At 66.6% G+C, this 15,009-nt stretch carries 19 protein-coding genes; 16 read left to right on the top strand and 3 right to left on the bottom strand.

The features are described from left to right. The first annotated feature begins 13 nt into the window (after positions 1-13). From IB223_RS04325 to IB223_RS04295, 7 genes are all read left to right on the top strand, one after another. Positions 14-412, top strand: a complete 399-nt coding sequence (locus IB223_RS04325) for an HU family DNA-binding protein (RefSeq protein ID WP_192200414.1) — start codon at positions 14-16, stop codon at positions 410-412. A gap of 171 nt (positions 413-583) precedes the next feature. Continuing rightward, on the top strand, positions 584-1,222 hold the full coding sequence (locus tag IB223_RS04320; RefSeq protein WP_192200413.1) for a tellurite resistance TerB family protein: 639 nt from the start codon (positions 584-586) through the stop codon (positions 1,220-1,222). Then, positions 1,219-1,797, top strand: coding sequence for a M23 family metallopeptidase (locus IB223_RS04315; RefSeq protein WP_192201246.1), 579 nt, complete (start codon positions 1,219-1,221; stop codon positions 1,795-1,797). The genes IB223_RS04320 and IB223_RS04315 overlap by 4 nt, the downstream gene beginning before the upstream one ends. Before the next feature lie 110 nt (positions 1,798-1,907). Next, positions 1,908-2,219, top strand: a complete 312-nt coding sequence (locus IB223_RS04310; protein ID WP_192200412.1) for a DUF3861 domain-containing protein — start codon at positions 1,908-1,910, stop codon at positions 2,217-2,219. A gap of 31 nt (positions 2,220-2,250) precedes the next feature. Next, positions 2,251-2,550, top strand: a complete 300-nt coding sequence (locus tag IB223_RS04305) for a helix-hairpin-helix domain-containing protein (RefSeq protein ID WP_192200411.1) — start codon at positions 2,251-2,253, stop codon at positions 2,548-2,550. Positions 2,551-2,603: 53 nt separating this feature from the next. Continuing rightward, on the top strand, positions 2,604-3,173 hold the full coding sequence (locus IB223_RS04300) for a DUF1439 domain-containing protein (protein ID WP_192200410.1): 570 nt from the start codon (positions 2,604-2,606) through the stop codon (positions 3,171-3,173). A 9-nt stretch (positions 3,174-3,182) separates the two neighbouring features. Continuing rightward, positions 3,183-3,740 carry a DUF1439 domain-containing protein gene (locus tag IB223_RS04295; protein WP_192200409.1) on the top strand — a complete coding sequence of 186 codons (558 nt, stop codon included), beginning with the start codon at positions 3,183-3,185 and terminating at the stop codon, positions 3,738-3,740. 365 nt (positions 3,741-4,105) lie between these two features. Here the strand turns inward: IB223_RS04295 and IB223_RS04290 are convergent, their stop codons facing one another. Beyond that, positions 4,106-6,316: a DUF5916 domain-containing protein gene (locus tag IB223_RS04290; protein ID WP_192200408.1), complete on the bottom strand. Its 2,211-nt coding sequence runs from the start codon at positions 6,314-6,316 to the stop codon at positions 4,106-4,108. Positions 6,317-6,429: 113 nt separating this feature from the next. Continuing rightward, entirely contained in the window at positions 6,430-6,903 is a 474-nt protein-coding gene (locus IB223_RS04285) for an SET domain-containing protein-lysine N-methyltransferase (RefSeq protein WP_192200407.1), read from the bottom strand. Positions 6,904-7,061: 158 nt separating this feature from the next. Between IB223_RS04285 and IB223_RS04280 the strand changes: the two genes are divergently transcribed. Continuing rightward, positions 7,062-7,604 (top strand): cytochrome C, encoded by a 543-nt coding sequence (locus IB223_RS04280; protein WP_192200406.1) that lies wholly within the window; start codon positions 7,062-7,064, stop codon positions 7,602-7,604. A 46-nt stretch (positions 7,605-7,650) separates the two neighbouring features. Here the strand turns inward: IB223_RS04280 and IB223_RS04275 are convergent, their stop codons facing one another. Beyond that, positions 7,651-7,854 (bottom strand): hypothetical protein, encoded by a 204-nt coding sequence (locus IB223_RS04275; protein WP_192200405.1) that lies wholly within the window; start codon positions 7,852-7,854, stop codon positions 7,651-7,653. 208 nt (positions 7,855-8,062) lie between these two features. Here IB223_RS04275 and IB223_RS04270 point away from each other — a divergent pair, with 208 nt between their 5' ends. From IB223_RS04270 to IB223_RS04235, 8 genes are all read left to right on the top strand, one after another. Then, complete coding sequence (locus tag IB223_RS04270; RefSeq protein WP_192200404.1) at positions 8,063-8,521, top strand: SUF system Fe-S cluster assembly regulator; 459 nt, start codon at positions 8,063-8,065, stop codon at positions 8,519-8,521. A gap of 15 nt (positions 8,522-8,536) precedes the next feature. Further along, the gene (gene sufB / locus IB223_RS04265) at positions 8,537-9,976 is read left to right on the top strand and encodes a Fe-S cluster assembly protein SufB (protein ID WP_192200403.1); all 1,440 of its coding nucleotides are present in this window, start codon (positions 8,537-8,539) and stop codon (positions 9,974-9,976) included. Positions 9,977-10,128: 152 nt separating this feature from the next. Next, complete coding sequence (gene sufC, locus IB223_RS04260; protein WP_192200402.1) at positions 10,129-10,893, top strand: Fe-S cluster assembly ATPase SufC; 765 nt, start codon at positions 10,129-10,131, stop codon at positions 10,891-10,893. Beyond that, a complete protein-coding gene (sufD, locus tag IB223_RS04255; RefSeq protein ID WP_192200401.1) occupies positions 10,893-12,155 on the top strand; it encodes a Fe-S cluster assembly protein SufD in 1,263 nt (420 codons plus the stop codon). The genes sufC and sufD overlap by 1 nt, the downstream gene beginning before the upstream one ends. Continuing rightward, entirely contained in the window at positions 12,152-13,405 is a 1,254-nt protein-coding gene (locus tag IB223_RS04250; RefSeq protein WP_192200400.1) for a cysteine desulfurase, read from the top strand. Before sufD ends, IB223_RS04250 begins: the two co-directional genes overlap by 4 nt. A gap of 134 nt (positions 13,406-13,539) precedes the next feature. Then, positions 13,540-14,079, top strand: coding sequence for a GNAT family N-acetyltransferase (locus tag IB223_RS04245; protein WP_192200399.1), 540 nt, complete (start codon positions 13,540-13,542; stop codon positions 14,077-14,079). Next, on the top strand, positions 14,076-14,408 hold the full coding sequence (locus tag IB223_RS04240) for a non-heme iron oxygenase ferredoxin subunit (RefSeq protein WP_192200398.1): 333 nt from the start codon (positions 14,076-14,078) through the stop codon (positions 14,406-14,408). Before IB223_RS04245 ends, IB223_RS04240 begins: the two co-directional genes overlap by 4 nt. 99 nt (positions 14,409-14,507) lie before the next feature. After that, positions 14,508-14,876 (top strand): hypothetical protein, encoded by a 369-nt coding sequence (locus IB223_RS04235; RefSeq protein WP_192200397.1) that lies wholly within the window; start codon positions 14,508-14,510, stop codon positions 14,874-14,876. Positions 14,877-15,009 lie beyond the last annotated feature (133 nt).

Raw genomic sequence — 15,009 nt, 5'->3', positions numbered from 1 at the left:
AGAGACAGGACACATGGCAAAGAGCACCAAGAAGGCCGCGCCGAAGAAGGCCGCCAAGAAAGCTGCACCGAAGGCCACCGCCAAGCCGGCCGCGCCGAAGCCGATCAAGGAAGCGCTGAGCAAGTCGGGCCTCGTCGCCCACATCGCCGAAGCGACCGCGATCGCCGCCAAGGACGTCCGCGCCGTGCTGGCCTCGCTGGAAAGCGCCGTGCACGCTTCCGTCAACAAGAAGGGCGCCGGCTCCTTCACCCTGCCGGGCCTGCTGAAGATCAGCGCCGTCAACGTGCCGGCCAAGCCGAAGCGCAAGGGCATCAACCCGTTCACCAAGGAAGAGCAGTGGTTTGCTGCCAAGCCCGCCTCGGTGAAGGTCAAGGTCCGTCCGCTGAAGAAGCTGAAGGACGCCGCAGCCTGATCGCTGCGCACCTCGCGTCACCCGAACGGGACGGCATGGCCGTCCCGTTTTATTTTGCGGCACATCATCCAGCGCGCGACCACGGCGCGGCGTGCCATCGGTCACCCTTGTGATCGTCCGGCGCCGCCCGCAACTCTGTTGTTGTCCTTCCTCCAACCGGGTACGCAACGCATGAAGATCCAGGGCTTCCTCGACCATCTGCTGAAATCCTCCCACGGCGGCAGCCTGCTCAACGCCGACTTCGGCAAGGGTGCGGTCACCGGCGGCGCGCTGGGCCTGTTGCTGGGCAAGAACAAGACCACGCGCAAGCTGGCCACCTATGGCGGCCTGGCGGCGATCGGCATGATGGCGTATCGCGCCTACGGCGACTACAAGCAACAACAGGGTGGATTCGCCGCCGGTGCCGGTCCGCAGACCGTGGATCGCCTGCCGCCGCCGCAGGCCGAACTGCACAGCCAGGCCATCCTGAAGGCGCTGGTTGCCGCAGCAAAGGCGGATGGCCACATCGATGCGCGCGAACGCCAGGTGATCGAGGGCGAGTTCGCCCGCATCAACAGCGATGGCGAACTGCAGCAGTGGCTGCATGCGGAACTGGAGAAGCCACTGGACCCGGTCGAGGTGGCGCGTTCCGCCAGCACGCCGGAAATCGCCTCCGAAATGTATCTCGCCAGCCTGATGGTCGCGGACGAGCAGAGTTTCATGGAACGCGCCTACCTGGATGAGCTGGCGAAACAGCTGAAGCTCGACCCGTCACTGAAGGCACAGCTCGAACGCCAGCTCTCGCAGCCGCAGCCGCCCCCGCTGCCCTGACCGGCGCCGTGCGCCCCGCCGCGCGCCGTTTGCGACGCCTCGCATGGTCGCTGTTGTGGCTGGTGGCGCTCGCCGCGTTGCTCGCCTGGGCGTGGGGCCGGCCGTTCATGGCATCGGCACGCATGCTGTGGGACATCTCGCGTGCAGCATCGCCGAGCGAACTCCCGGTGCCCGTGCAGGGCGTGCGTGCACGGCAGATCGCGGACACGTTCGGCGCTGCGCGCGGCAGCGACCGTACCCACCAGGGCGTGGACATCTTCGCTAAGCGTGGCACGCCCGTCGTCAGCGCCACGCGCGGCGTGGTGGTGTCGGTGCGCGACGGCGGACTCGGCGGAAAGCAGGTGTGGGTGCTCGGCCCCGGCCGCGAACGCCACTACTACGCCCACCTTGACGGCTGGGCCGACGATCTGTCCACCGGGCAAGTCGTCCAGCCCGGCGATGTGCTGGGCTACGTCGGCACCACCGGCAACGCGCAGGGCACGCCGCCGCACTTGCACTATGGCATCTATGGCGAACAGGGGGCCTACGATCCGCTGCCGCTGTTCAAGGCCGTCGCGGACACGCACCCGCGCTGACTGAACGACGCCGTCCGGCAGAACAGTCCATCGCGACAGCAGCCCTCGTTCCACTGCGTACACGGGCCTATCTTGGCTTTGGTCCCCACTGCGCCCCCGCGCCTGCCGCCATGCCCAACAACACCCACCGCTACCGCATCACCGTCACGCCCATCGAAGACGATGGCCTGCAATGCAACGGCCGTTGCACCATCGAGTTCGAACACGCCTGTCATGACGACTGGATGCGTATCCTCGAGAAACTCCAGCGTCAGCGCGGCCTCAGCGGCGACGAGCGCGCCGCGCTGGTGGTCGGCACCAAGCTGCTGAGCGGCCTGATGCTGGACCACCGCAAGGACACGGACGACCTGTTCGCGCCACTGCGTCCGCACATGGGCGAGTTCATCGCATCGCTCAAGGAACGCGGCCGGGATGCGGGCTGACATGCCACCCATCCCGCGCTAGCCTGCGGCGATGAAAGCACGCCACGCCGATGACGCCCTGGTACTCGAGGATATCCCCAACATCGGGCCATCCATTGCCGGGGACCTGCGCGGCATCGGCATCACCCTGCCACAAGAGCTTGCCCACCAGGACCCGTACGCGCTCTACCGGCGCGTGAACGAAACCACCGGGCAGCGCCACGATCCGTGCCTGTGCGACTGCTTCATCGCTGCCGTGCACTTCATGCAGGGAAGCGCGCCGCTCCCGTGGTGGCACTACACCCCGGAACGCAAGCGCCAGTTCCAGCGGAACCCTGCGCTGGCCGGTTAGGCGTCGGACAGGCGGCCCCGGCTAAGGTGCGCCGACACGTCACGGAGCTTTCCATGCGTACACGCCGACGCTTCCTGGTCATGGCCCTCGCCGCGACCGCCACGCTCGCCCTCGCCGGCTGCGAGACCCTCAACACGGTCACCGGCCTGCTGGGCAACCAGATCAACTTCACCCAGCCGCAGTTGCAGCGCTACCTCAACCACAGCTTCCCGCGCGAGTTCGACAAGCTGGGCGGGCTGGTATCGGCCACGCTCACCAATCCGCGCCTCAGCATTCCGTCGGGCGACGATCGCCTGCGCCTGGACTTCGACATCGGGGTGAGCGCGCTGGGCGCACGCGATGTCAGCCGCGGCCATTTCGCACTGGCCAGTCGCCTGCGCTACGACCCCGCCACCCAGGGCCTGCATCTGGACAACCCCGAAATCCTGTCGGTCGACGTGCCCGGTTCCGGTTCACTGATGTCCGGCGGCACGCGCCAGCTGGTCAACACGGTGCTGGCCGAGTACGCCCGCTCCGAACCGGTCTACCGGATCGACAGCGACACCTTGCGGCGCCTGCCGGCCAGCAAGCGGATCGGCAGCACGTTGATCGAAGACGGCCGCGTGGTCATCCACCTGCAATAAGGGACTCCGATGAAGAACCTGCTCTCGCGCATCGCGCTGCTCGCCCTGCTCTCCCTGTCCGTGATCGCCATTGCCGATACCGGCAACGTGCTGCGCTTCAACGCCGCCCAGTTGCAAACGGCGGCGCGCGCCGGTTTCCCGATGGAACAGTCGTTGCTGGAGGGCTTCGCATCGCTCACCCTCAGCGATCCCGATGTCAGTATTCCCTCGCCCGGTGAGCGGTTGACGCTGCAGATGGACTACGACATCGCGCTGGCCACGGGCGAACGCCTGGAGAACGGCAACGTGGTGGTCAGCAGCGGACTGCGCTACGACCCCGGCACCCGCGGCCTGCACCTGGTGGATCCGCGGATCGAACACCTGGGCACCGGCGCCGCCGGTCGCGGCCTGCCCGGCGGATCGCGCGAGGTCCTGCAGGAGCTGATCGGCGAGTACGCCCGCACCCGGCCGCTCTACACGCTCACCGAAGAGGATCTGGCCCAGGCGCCTGGGCCGTTGGGCGCGGACTCGCTGCGAATCAATGACGGCCACGTGGAACTGCAGCTGGCACCGGCCGCGACGCCGTGACGCCCACCTGACGGAGGTCCGTGCGCAAGGTCCGGAGACGCGCCTGCAAGCCCTCGAGGCTTGCGCGCGACCTTCTGAGTCCCGTCCGCAAGCTGCGGACACTTGCGTGCAAGGCGCCGATACCGAGCCACGGGTCGCGCAGGCGCGCGCGCAAGACCCGGAAACTCGCGAGCGAGACTCGCGATACCGGTGCGCCAGACGCAGCATCTTGCGCGCAAGTTGCGGAAACCCAGCCGCGACGTTCCCGCCAGTGGCGTACGAGCCGTAGCGCCTCGCGCGCGAGCCCTGGAACCTTGCGCGCAAGGTTCCCGATACTCACGGGCCGGAATCCAGGCCTTGCGCGCCACCTGAAGAGGGCGACGCTCTCAGATCTCGAAGCGGTAACTCAGCTTCACCACCAACTGCTCGTCGTCGCGCAGGCTGAAGCTGTCCTGCAGCAGGTCCTCCACCCCTTCGGTGCCGGTGCGCTGCTCGTAGCCACCGCGGGCATAGACCACGTACAGGTACGACAGCGGCGCCAGCTCGTAGCGGTAGCGCACCTGGAACCCCAGGTTGCGCACGCTGAAATCCTCCACCGTGTCGGTCGCCGCCAGCGCGTAGCCCTGCGGATCGAAACGCCAGGCATCCTGCACGCGCGCGTCCAGCGCAATGGCCTGCATCTTCACCCGCAGTTCGTGGCGGTCATCGACCACCCAGTCCAGGCCGGCACTGAGGTCGAACTGCCGTCGCTTGAAGCCGCCCACCAGATCCTCGCGTTGCCATACCAGCCAGTCGGGGGTGTACAGCGCATAGCCGCCGGCGTAGATGCTGAAGGCATCACTGATGAAGTAGGTGGCGGTGTATCCGGCGCCCGCGCCCAGCTTGCGGTTGCCCGCCAGCCCCCCGGTGAAGGTTTCCAGCTCCGTCTCGTGCGCCCAGTCGCCCTTTCGCGGCCGCTCGAACTCGAAGTACGTATTGAAGTTCGCCGGCAGCCGCACCACCCCGTTGCCACGCAGCAGCAGGTCGCTCAGGCCCGCGCTGTTGACGTTGATCTGGGCATATTCGTAACTGCCGTTGCGCAGCTGGCCCTCGCGGCTCATCCGGAACTGGTCGTTGAGCTTGTCGCCGTGGTTGTTGTGGCTGCTGCTCACCCGCCAGCGCCAGTCCTTGGAGGAATAGCGCGAGGCATCGGGCAACCCGGTGAACCGCTTGCGGACTTCCCAATGCAGGTAGTTGGTGCTGTTGCGCGAGAGATAGCCGAAGTCGTTGATCTGCAGGTCGTTGCCGAAGTGCATGGCGATCCACTGCTGGCGCCAGCCGTCCTCCATTTCGTAGTCGGCCCACACCGTCGCACCCAGGTCCTGCGCGCGATCCCCGGCCTGGTCGATGCGGCTGCCCAGCAGGCGGCTGCGGATGTTCCAGCGCGCCGTCGGCCGCCAGTTGTGGTCCACGCCCAGCACGGTGGCCTCGCGGTCGGTGGCGTCCTGCTCCACACGGGTCAGCATCGCGCCGAGGTTCTGCTTTTCGAAATCGCGCACCACGCGCAGCGCATGGAAGCTCCTTCCGTACTCGCCATCCTCGTCGGCCGAGAACAGGCCGTAGTTCGCCTTGCCCAGGCTGCCGTTCAACTTCAGCGCCGCCGTGATGTCGCCCGTACTGCCCACGCGACGCGTATACAGCTGCTGGCTGTCGTCCGACGGCGTGGTCAGCTCGAAGATGCCCTGGTTCTCGGTGAAGAACGGCCGCTTGTCGCTGATGAAGGTCTCGGTGGCGCTGAAGTTCACCACCAGGTCGTCCGCCTCCACCTGGCCGAAGTCCGGGTTCACCGTGGCGGTGAGCTGGAAGCGACCATTGGGCTTCCAGAACACGTCCGCACCACCGTTGAAGTCGCTGCGCCGGCCCACGTTGTCGTACAGGCCCGACACATAGGGCGTCAACGCCAGCAGCGACTGGTCATAACGCGGCACGGTGACGGACGCGAAATCGGACATGAAGCGCGGGCGCTCGAAGCTGGCGCTCGGCCAGGCCATGCGCTCGCCGGTCACGCCGATTACGCGCGCCAGGAACACTTTCAGCGTGCGCTGTCCGTCGGTGCCATCGCGCATCGGCGCGGTATGCCACGGGATCAGCAGTTCGACGCTCCAGCCCTGCTCGTCTTCGCCCACGGCATGCCGCCACTGGCCGTCCCAGTCGCTGTTGAACTGGTTTTCGTTGGTGATGACCTCGTCGGCGATGCCACCGGTGGAGCTGACGGTGAACGCATAACCGGTGCGCCCATCCCCATCGAAATCGATGAACGCGTTGACGCGGTCGACCTGTTCGTCGAAATCGCGCTGCACCCTCTGCCGCGTGCGCGGCACGGCGGCAGGGTGCGTGTTGCGGAAGGCGATGGCCAGGCCGTCCGGCGTGGCCAGTATCCAGGCCTCGGTGGGCAACGAACCCGGCTCGCCGGTCAGCGGCTGGGTCTTGCGGAAGTCGGTGACGTGGTGCGCGCCCTGCCATTCGGCAGGATCGACGCGGCCGTCGATCTCGACGGCATGGACGGAGGCACAGGGCAGGGCCAGGGCAAGCAGGCCGATCAGTCGTGGCAGGGTCATGGAGGCTGGGTGGTGGTCCGGTGCGCGCACGTTAGCGGCGGGACGCGCGCGCGACACCTGCCTTCGGTCATTTCAACCGTTCGGCCTTCCGCGGCATCCGTGCCTGATGGGGATCAGCGACCCTTCTTGGGTTGCAGCATCGTGCCCGTGCACTTCTTGCTGCCGCAACGGCAGGCCCAGATCTTCTTCAGGCGCGCGGTGTGCGGTTCGGACAGGGTGATGCCGTAGTTGTAGGTCAGCTCCTCGCCGGGCTTGATCGCGCGGATCGCCTCGATGAAGACCTTGTCCTTCTTGCGGTTCTTGCCGTCGTGCTCTTCGATCACGGCTTCGCAGTTGGGGTCGCAACTGTGGTTGATCCAGCGCGCCTTGTTGCCCTTGTGGTTCGCGTCGATGACGTAATCGTCGTTGAGCGTGAACAGGAACGTATGGCCCGAATCCGCGTCGCCGGTGTCGTCGGCGTCCACTTCGTCATGCGTGCGGCGCTTGCCCTTGTATTCCACCACTCGCTCGCCCTTCTCGATCGGGGCGATGGCGAACACGCCGTTGCCATGGATGTCGGATTGGCGGGCTTCGATCTTGCGGGGCATGCGGTGTCCAGGGATGCAGTGGAGTGCGGAGGGGGGATTCTCGCCCAATGCCGCCGCGTTTCCCACCTTCCATGCCGCTGAACGGCATCGCACGGCACATGGCCGGTCCCCACGGGGCGGTGCGTTCCTTGCCCGGTTCCCTTCAATTTGTCCTCGCCATGCGCCCTGTCCGTGCCCTGCTGATGCCCGCCTCGCTGTTGTTCCTGGCCGCGTGCCAGCCCGCCGGGCCACGCGCCGTCGCGAGCCTGCCGCCGGCGTCAACGTCAGCGACGGGAGGCGATCTGCTCGCGCGCGGCGAATACCTGGTCCGCATCGCCGGCTGCAACGATTGCCACACCCCGGGCTACGCCGAATCGGGCGGCAAGGTCGACAAGGCGGGATGGCTGGTGGGTTCGCCGATGGGTTTCCACGGCCCCTGGGGCACGACCTACGCCAGCAACCTGCGCCTGCGCATGCAGCAGCTGACCGAGGCGCAATGGCTGGAATACAGCGCCAACCTGCGTACCCGCCCGATCATGCCGGACTTCGCCGTGCGCGACATGAGTGAAGAGGACCGCCGCGCGATCTACCGTTTCGTGCACGCGCTCGGCGCCGCAGGACAGCCGGCGCCGGAGGCGTTGCCGCCGGGCAGGACGCCGCCGCCGCCCTACTTCGGCATGGTGCTGCCGGCACCGCCCTCGCCGCCCGCCGCCGCCCAGTGAGCGGTGCTGGCGGGCTCCACTATGAAAACCTCCACCATGGACACATTCACCAGGGAAACACGCGGCCACTGACCATCCAGAACAGACCGAAGGCCAATCCGAACAGCGTCCAGAACAACTGGCCCAGCCCGCGGAACAGCTTCACCGCCAGATAGACGCCGCCGATGGCCAGCAGCACGCGCCACAGGAAGCCCTGATCCAGGCCGTGACGGGAGGAAGCGGATTCGGGGTGACCGTGGATCGTGTTCATGGCGACTGTCCTTGAAGAGAGACTGTCCGGGAGTGGACGCCGCCCATCTTCCTGACCGGAGGCCCCCGGCATCAGTCGCAGCCGTCAGCCATCGCGGGTGACATTCGTCAGCCCGCGCAGGCGCGCCTGAACGGGGGAATTCCTCCAGGTTTGAGCCGCGGGGGACGAAAGCGTACAATTTCGGTACGTTTTAAGGATCCCCTTCCCCATGCTCCGCGTCACCAAGCTCACCGACTACGCCACCGTGGTCCTGACCGTGCTCGCCGCACGACCGGGCGAGGTGCTCAGCGCGTCCGACCTGGCCGAGCATTCCGGCCTGGAGACGCCCACGGTCAGCAAGGTGCTGAAGCCACTGGCGCAGGCCGGGCTGGTGGAAGGCCTGCGCGGCGTCCACGGCGGTTACCGCCTGAGCCGCGATGCGGCGGACATCACCCTGGTCGAGATCGTCGAGGCCATGGAAGGTCCGTTGGCCATGACCGAATGCAGCCAGAGCGAAAGCCAGTGCGGCATCGCCCACCAGTGCGGCGCGCGCGCCAACTGGCGCCTGATCAACGACGTGGTGGCCGACGCGCTGCGCGGCTTCACCCTGGCCCAGATGATCACCCCTCCCCCTTCTTCCGACGACGTGCGCAGGCGACCCATCGCCGTGCAAGTCGCGACCCGCTGAACCGTAGGCAGCCCGATGGCCACCGAGAACGCTGAAATCCTGGAACAGCTGGGACGTCGCTACGACGCCGGCTTCATCACCGACATCGAATCCGATTCGCTGCCGCCCGGCCTCGGCGAGGACGTGGTACGCGCCCTCTCCGCGAAGAAGGAAGAGCCCGAGTGGATGACCGAGTGGCGCCTGGCGGCCTACCGCCACTGGCTGACCATGCCGGTGCCGCACTGGGCCAAGCTGAAGATCGCGCCGATCGATTTCCAGGCCATCAGCTACTACTCCGCGCCGAAGGCCAAGTACGCCTCGCTGGATGAGGTGCCGCAGGAGCTGCTGGATACCTACGACAAGCTCGGCGTGCCGCTGCACGAGCGCGCCAAGCTGGCCGGCGTGGCGGTGGACGCGGTGTTCGACTCCGTGTCCGTCGGCACCACCTTCCGCAAGGAACTGGCCGAGAAGGGCGTGATCTTCTGCTCGATGAGCGAAGCCATCAAGGAACACCCGGCGCTGGTCAAACAGTACCTGGGCAGCGTGGTGCCGGTGGGCGACAACTACTTCGCCGCCCTGAACTCGGCGGTGTTCTCCGATGGCAGCTTCGTGTTCATCCCCAAGGGCGTGCGCTGCCCGATGGAACTGAGCACCTACTTCCGCATCAATGCAGGCCATACCGGCCAGTTCGAGCGCACGCTGATCATCTGCGAGGACAAGGCCTACGTCTCGTATCTGGAAGGCTGCACCGCGCCGATGCGCGACGAGAACCAGCTGCACGCCGCAGTGGTCGAGCTGGTCGCGCTGGAAGATGCCGAGATCAAGTACAGCACCGTGCAGAACTGGTACCCGGGCGACGAGGAAGGCCGTGGCGGCATCTACAACTTCGTCACCAAGCGCGCCGAATGCCGGGGCGACCGCAGCAAGGTGACCTGGACGCAGGTGGAAACCGGTTCGGCGATCACCTGGAAGTACCCGTCCTGCGTGCTGCTGGGCGACGACTCGACCGGCGAATTCCACTCGGTTGCGCTCACCCACCATCGCCAGCAGGCCGACACCGGCACCAAGATGATCCACGTGGGCAAGCGCACCAAGAGCAAGATCGTCAGCAAGGGCATCAGCGCCGGCCGCGGCCAGAACACCTACCGTGGCCTGGTGAAAGTGGACCGCAACGCCGATGGCGCGCGCAATCACACCCAGTGCGACAGCCTGCTGATCGGCAAGAAGTGCGGCGCCCACACCTTCCCCTACATCGAGGTGAAAAACCCGACGGCGACGCTGGAACACGAGGCCACCACCTCCAAGATCAGCGACGACCAGATGTTCTATTGCCGCGCGCGTGGCATCAGCCAGGAGGACGCGGTGTCGATGATCGTCGACGGCTTCTGCAAGCAGGTCTTCCGCGAGTTGCCGATGGAGTTCGCGGTGGAAGCGAAGAAACTGCTGGAAGTGTCGCTGGAAGGCAGCGTGGGCTGACGGCTTTTCCCTTCTCCCTGCGGGAGAAGGTGCCCGTAGGGCGGATGAGGGGCAACGAAGTCCGGTGGCATCAAACATATGGACTCCATCGCCCCTCACCCCAACCCTCTCCCGGTGGGAGAGGGGCTCGAAAGAATCAAACGGAAACGAACATGCTCAAGATCGACAACCTCCACGCCAGCGTCGCCGGCAAGGAAATCCTGAAAGGCCTCTCGCTCGACGTGAAGCCGGGCCAGGTGCACGCCATCATGGGCCCCAATGGCGCGGGCAAGTCCACGCTGGGCAACATTCTTGCCGGCCGCGAGGGGTATGAGGTCACCGCCGGCACGGTGGAATTCGAAGGCAAGCCGCTGCTGGAACTGGAACCGGAAGAGCGCGCCGCTGCCGGCGTGTTCCTCGCCTTCCAGTACCCGGTGGAAATCCCCGGCGTCAACAACACTTATTTCCTGCGCGCCGCACTCAACGCCCAGCGCAAGGCGCGTGGAGAAGCCGAACTGGATTCCATGCAGTTCCTCAAGCTGGTGCGCGAGAAACTGGCCGTGCTGCACCTGAAGGACGAACTGCTGCACCGGGGTGTCAACGAAGGCTTCAGCGGTGGCGAGAAGAAGCGCAACGAGATATTCCAGCTGGCCGTGCTCGAACCCAAGCTCGCGATCCTCGACGAGACCGACAGCGGCCTGGACATCGACGCGCTGAAGAGCGTCGCCGAGGGCGTCAATGCGTTGCGTTCGCCCGACCGCGCCTTCCTGGTGATCACCCACTACCAGCGCCTGCTCGATTACATCAAGCCCGATGTCGTGCATGTGCTCGCCAATGGGCGCATCGTCGAATCCGGCGGCCCGGAACTGGCACTGGAACTCGAAGAGCACGGTTACGCGTGGATCAAGGACCGCGTGGCACCGGAGAAGGTCGCCTGATGAGCGCGCTGCTGGATTCCCTGTCGGCCGGCTTCAATGGCGACGCATCGCGTCGCGCGGTACTGGACGAAGCCCTGCGCGACGGCCTGCCCGGCCCGCGCACGGAAGCGTGGAAGTACACCTCGTTGCGCCAGTTGGAGCGTCGCAGCTTCGCCAGCGTGGACGCCGTGCCCGCCGTGGACCCGATGGTGCTGGCCGACATCCCCGCACCGCGTGCGGTATTCGTCAACGGTCGCTACTCCGTCGCACTGTCGCTGACCACCGACCTGCCCGACGGCGTCAGCCTGCAGCTGCTGTCCGAAGCCCTCGCCGAGGGCGGTGACGCCGCGCGTTTCCTGCAGCGCCGCTTCGAGCGTGGCGACGAAGTGTTCGCCCGTCTCAACGCCGCGCTCGCCACCGAAGGCGTTCTGCTGCGCGCGGAAGAAGGTACGCGCAGCGAGCAGCCCTTGCACCTGGTCTTCATCGGCGCCGAGGATGGCGCTGAGCGAGCCTGGCATCTGCGCAACCTGATCGAGCTGCGTGCCGGCGCTGCCCTGACCGTGGTCGAGCACCATGTCGCCATCGGCACGCACGCGCACCTGATCAACGCCCTGAGCCACGTGCACCTGGCGCAGGGCGCACGCCTCACCCATGCACGCGTCGAAGCCGACAGCGCACGCGCCACCACGCTGCTGCGCACCGACGCGGTACTGGCCCGTGACGCCGAATACCGTCGCGTGGATCTGGAATTGGATGGCGGCCTGTCGCGCCATGAACTGAATGTCCGCCTCGAAGGCGACAGCGCACGCCTGATCGCCAACGGCGTGCTGCTGGCGCACGGTCGCCGCCACGTGGATACCCGCCTGGGCATCGACCACATTGCCCGCGACACCGCTTGCGAGCTGACGTGGCGCGGACTGGGTGCCGGCCGCGGCCGCGCGGTTTTCCACGGCGGCATCCTGATCCGCGAGGGCGCGGACGGTACCGATGCGGCGCTGTCGAACAAGAACCTGCTGCTCTCCGACAACGCGGAGATCGACACCCAGCCGGTGCTCGAGATCCATGCGGACGAAGTGAAGGCGGCACATGGCGCCACTGTCGGCCAACTGGAAGCCAATGCGCTGTTCTACCTTCGCTCCCGCGGCCTCTCCGCGCCGGAAGCGCAGCAGCTGCTGACGGCCGCGTTCTGCCGCGAACCGCTGTCGGTCATCGAGGATGCGGGCCTGCGTGACCTGTTGGTGGCGCGCGTCGATGCGGCACTGGCAACCTTGGGCGCGGCATGAACCGCGAGACCGTCCAGGCGCCTGCAGCGGAAACCGGCGTCGACTGGGATCAGGTCCGCGCCGATTTCCCCTTGCTGACGCGCCAGATCAACGGCAAGCCGCTGATTTACTTGGACAGCGCCAACACCGGCCAGAAGCCGTCATCTGTCATCGAGACCGTCGACGCGTTCTACCGCCAGCACAACGCCAACGTCAGCCGCGCCGTGCACACGCTCGGCACCGAGGCGACCGAGGCCTATGAAGGCGCGCGCAAGAAACTTGCGCGCTTCCTCAACGTGCGCCCGGACGAACTGGTGCTGTGCAGCGGCACCACGTTCGCGATCAATCTGGTCGCGTACTCGTGGGCATTGCCGCGCCTGAAGGCCGGCGACACGATCCTGGTCTCGCGCATGGAGCACCACGCCAACATCGTGCCATGGCAACTCGTCGCCGAGCGCACCGGGGCGACGGTGAAGGTCGCGGAAATCCGCGAGGACGGCACCCTGGACCTGGATGCGCTGCACGCCGCCATGACCGGCGACGTGAAGCTGCTGGCCATCGCCCACACCTCCAACGTGCTGGGTACGGTGAATCCCGTCCGCGAGATCTGCCGCGAGGCCCGCAAGCGCGGCATCGTCACCGTCGTCGACGGCTCGCAGGCCGTGCCACATCGTGCGGTGGATATCGCGGCCATTGGGTGCGACTTCTACGCCTTGACCGGCCACAAGATGTGCGGCCCCACCGGCACCGGTGCACTGTGGGCACGCAAGGAACACCTGCAGGCCATGCCGCCCTTCATCGGCGGCGGCGAGATGATCAAGGAAGTCAGCTTCGACGGCACCGTCTTCAACGACGCGCCGCACAAGTTCGAGGCGGGTACGCCCAACATCGCCGGCTTCATCGGCCTGGGTGCGGCCGTGGACTACCTCGATGCATTGGGCATGGCGAGCGTCGAAGCACGCGAAGCAGACTTGCTGGCGCACGCCAGCGAGGAACTGGACAGGATCGACGGCCTGCGCATCTTCGGCCGCGCGCCGGACAAGGCGGCAGTGATCTCGTTCCTGATCGAAGGCGCGCACGCACACGACCTGGCCACGCTGCTGGACCTGGAGGGCGTCGCCGTCCGTTCCGGTCAGCACTGCGCCCATCCGCTGCTGCAGTTCTACGGCGTGGCGGCCACGCTGCGGGCGTCGTTCGCGTTCTACAACACGCACGAGGAAGTGGAGCGCTTCATTGCCGCCCTGAAGAAGGCGCGTAGCCTGCTGGCGTAACGACTGCGTTCTTCAGGGGCGATGCCGGTCGCGACCGCGCATTCTCCTGCTACAGAACCTGTCGGGGCATGGCGGGATAGCGGTCGCGAATGACGTCGCTCCTACAGGTTGCCGGATTTCCGTAAAATCCGGCCATGGATACCCTGACATTCCGCACGGCCACCGAGGCCGACATCCCCGAACTCGTCGCCCTGGTGACGTCCGCCTACCGGGGCGACGTCAGCAGGCAGGGCTGGACCACCGAAGCCGACCTTCTGGACGGCCAGCGCATCGACGCCGACGCGCTTCGCCGCGACATCGAACGGCCGCGCAGCCGGATCATCATCGCCGAACGAGACGGGGACCCGCTCGCCTGCGCACACGTAGCGGACGACGACGGTGCCGGTTACTTCGGCATGTTCTCGGTGCGTCCCGACCTGCAGGGCGCAGGCGTGGGGAAGGCCATGCTGGCCGAGGCGGAGCGCGTTGCGTCCGTCGAGTGGCAACTGCGTGCGATGCGGATGACCGTGATCGACCTGCGCGATGAACTAATCGCTTTCTATGAGCGGCGCGGCTATGCGCGTACCGGGATCAAGAAACCGTTCCCCTATGGCGATGCGCGCTACGGCATTCCCAAGCGTGACGACCTGCGTTTCGAGGTCCTGGAGAAACCGCTGCCGGGGGACGCGGCATGAGCGGGACATGGACCTTCGTCTGTCCTACCGGCGAGTTGCTGCCGGGCGAGATGAAGATGGTCTTCGACGAGGTCACGGGCACGCCCATCGTCATCTTCAACCATGATGGCGATCTGTACGCGCTGGAAGACAAATGCAGCCACGAGGACTTCGAACTGTCCTCCGGCAGTTTCAATGCCGGGGAAGCCAGCATCGAATGCGTGCTGCACGGCGCACGTTTCGACATCCGCGATGGCCGCGCCCTGTGCGCGCCGGCCTACTCGCCCGTGGTGAAATTCCCGACGAAGACGGAGCACGGTGGCGTCTGGACACGCGACGACCGGGACTAAGTCGGGAATGTGAACATTCTGTTGTAATCGCAAATCATTCTCATTATCCTGTCGCACCCCTGCGGCGGATTGCCGCAGCCTGACCCGCCCGAGGCCCCGGTGCTGCGTGATGCCAGCTCAATCATGACCGCGTTCGCCCGCCTGGTGCTGGCGTGCCTGCTCGTGATCATGGGCGGCGCCGCGCTGGCTTCCACGGGAATCTTCCCGCCAGCAGGTTCTTCGGACACGTCGTTGCATCGCGATGCCGGGATCCACTCCCGGGATGAGCTCCGCTACGCCTCGGCGTCGCTGGCGGAGCAGGCGATTGAAGGTCTGTCCACGCCGGCCGAGTCGGAAGGCGATGACGCGGGCGCCCGTGCCCACTCCGTGCGGGCAGGGTCGCGGGCGCATGATGCAGCCGCCGGCCATTCCAACAGCGCCCCCTCGCGCCATATCCGCCATCCCGGTCGCGGGCCGCCGGCCGCCTGAGCCGCCTGCGTGCACCGCACCTACCGGTGATACCGCTGCTTGCCGGATCCAACTCCCGCAAAGGCGCAGATCCGCCGCCCCCAGTCTTCACTTCACTCCCGCCAGCCTTCCGCCACCGGGTGTTTCTTCTCCG

It is taken from the genome of Pseudoxanthomonas sp. PXM03 (genome assembly GCF_014852005.1).
Classification (GTDB): Bacteria; Pseudomonadota; Gammaproteobacteria; order Xanthomonadales; family Xanthomonadaceae; genus Pseudoxanthomonas_A.
Note: the sequence above shows the minus strand (reverse complement) of the source record. Positions and strands in the feature narration are given on the sequence as shown.

Excerpts from the sequence above, each read along its gene's own strand:
- sufD (WP_192200401.1), top strand. The coding sequence starts at position 10,893 with ATGAGCGCGCTGCTGGATTCCCTGTCGGCCGGCTTCAATGGCGACGCA.
- IB223_RS04250 (WP_192200400.1), top strand. The coding sequence starts at position 12,152 with ATGAACCGCGAGACCGTCCAGGCGCCTGCAGCGGAAACCGGCGTCGAC.
- IB223_RS04310 (WP_192200412.1), top strand. The coding sequence starts at position 1,908 with ATGCCCAACAACACCCACCGCTACCGCATCACCGTCACGCCCATCGAA.
- IB223_RS04320 (WP_192200413.1), top strand. The coding sequence starts at position 584 with ATGAAGATCCAGGGCTTCCTCGACCATCTGCTGAAATCCTCCCACGGC.
- IB223_RS04275 (WP_192200405.1), bottom strand. The coding sequence starts at position 7,854 with ATGAACACGATCCACGGTCACCCCGAATCCGCTTCCTCCCGTCACGGC.
- IB223_RS04270 (WP_192200404.1), top strand. The coding sequence starts at position 8,063 with ATGCTCCGCGTCACCAAGCTCACCGACTACGCCACCGTGGTCCTGACC.
- sufC (WP_192200402.1), top strand. The coding sequence starts at position 10,129 with ATGCTCAAGATCGACAACCTCCACGCCAGCGTCGCCGGCAAGGAAATC.
- IB223_RS04300 (WP_192200410.1), top strand. The coding sequence starts at position 2,604 with ATGCGTACACGCCGACGCTTCCTGGTCATGGCCCTCGCCGCGACCGCC.
- IB223_RS04305 (WP_192200411.1), top strand. The coding sequence starts at position 2,251 with ATGAAAGCACGCCACGCCGATGACGCCCTGGTACTCGAGGATATCCCC.
- IB223_RS04325 (WP_192200414.1), top strand. The coding sequence starts at position 14 with ATGGCAAAGAGCACCAAGAAGGCCGCGCCGAAGAAGGCCGCCAAGAAA.
- IB223_RS04280 (WP_192200406.1), top strand. The coding sequence starts at position 7,062 with ATGCGCCCTGTCCGTGCCCTGCTGATGCCCGCCTCGCTGTTGTTCCTG.
- IB223_RS04240 (WP_192200398.1), top strand. The coding sequence starts at position 14,076 with ATGAGCGGGACATGGACCTTCGTCTGTCCTACCGGCGAGTTGCTGCCG.
- IB223_RS04245 (WP_192200399.1), top strand. The coding sequence starts at position 13,540 with ATGGATACCCTGACATTCCGCACGGCCACCGAGGCCGACATCCCCGAA.
- IB223_RS04290 (WP_192200408.1), bottom strand. The coding sequence starts at position 6,316 with ATGACCCTGCCACGACTGATCGGCCTGCTTGCCCTGGCCCTGCCCTGT.
- sufB (WP_192200403.1), top strand. The coding sequence starts at position 8,537 with ATGGCCACCGAGAACGCTGAAATCCTGGAACAGCTGGGACGTCGCTAC.
- IB223_RS04295 (WP_192200409.1), top strand. The coding sequence starts at position 3,183 with ATGAAGAACCTGCTCTCGCGCATCGCGCTGCTCGCCCTGCTCTCCCTG.
- IB223_RS04285 (WP_192200407.1), bottom strand. The coding sequence starts at position 6,903 with ATGCCCCGCAAGATCGAAGCCCGCCAATCCGACATCCATGGCAACGGC.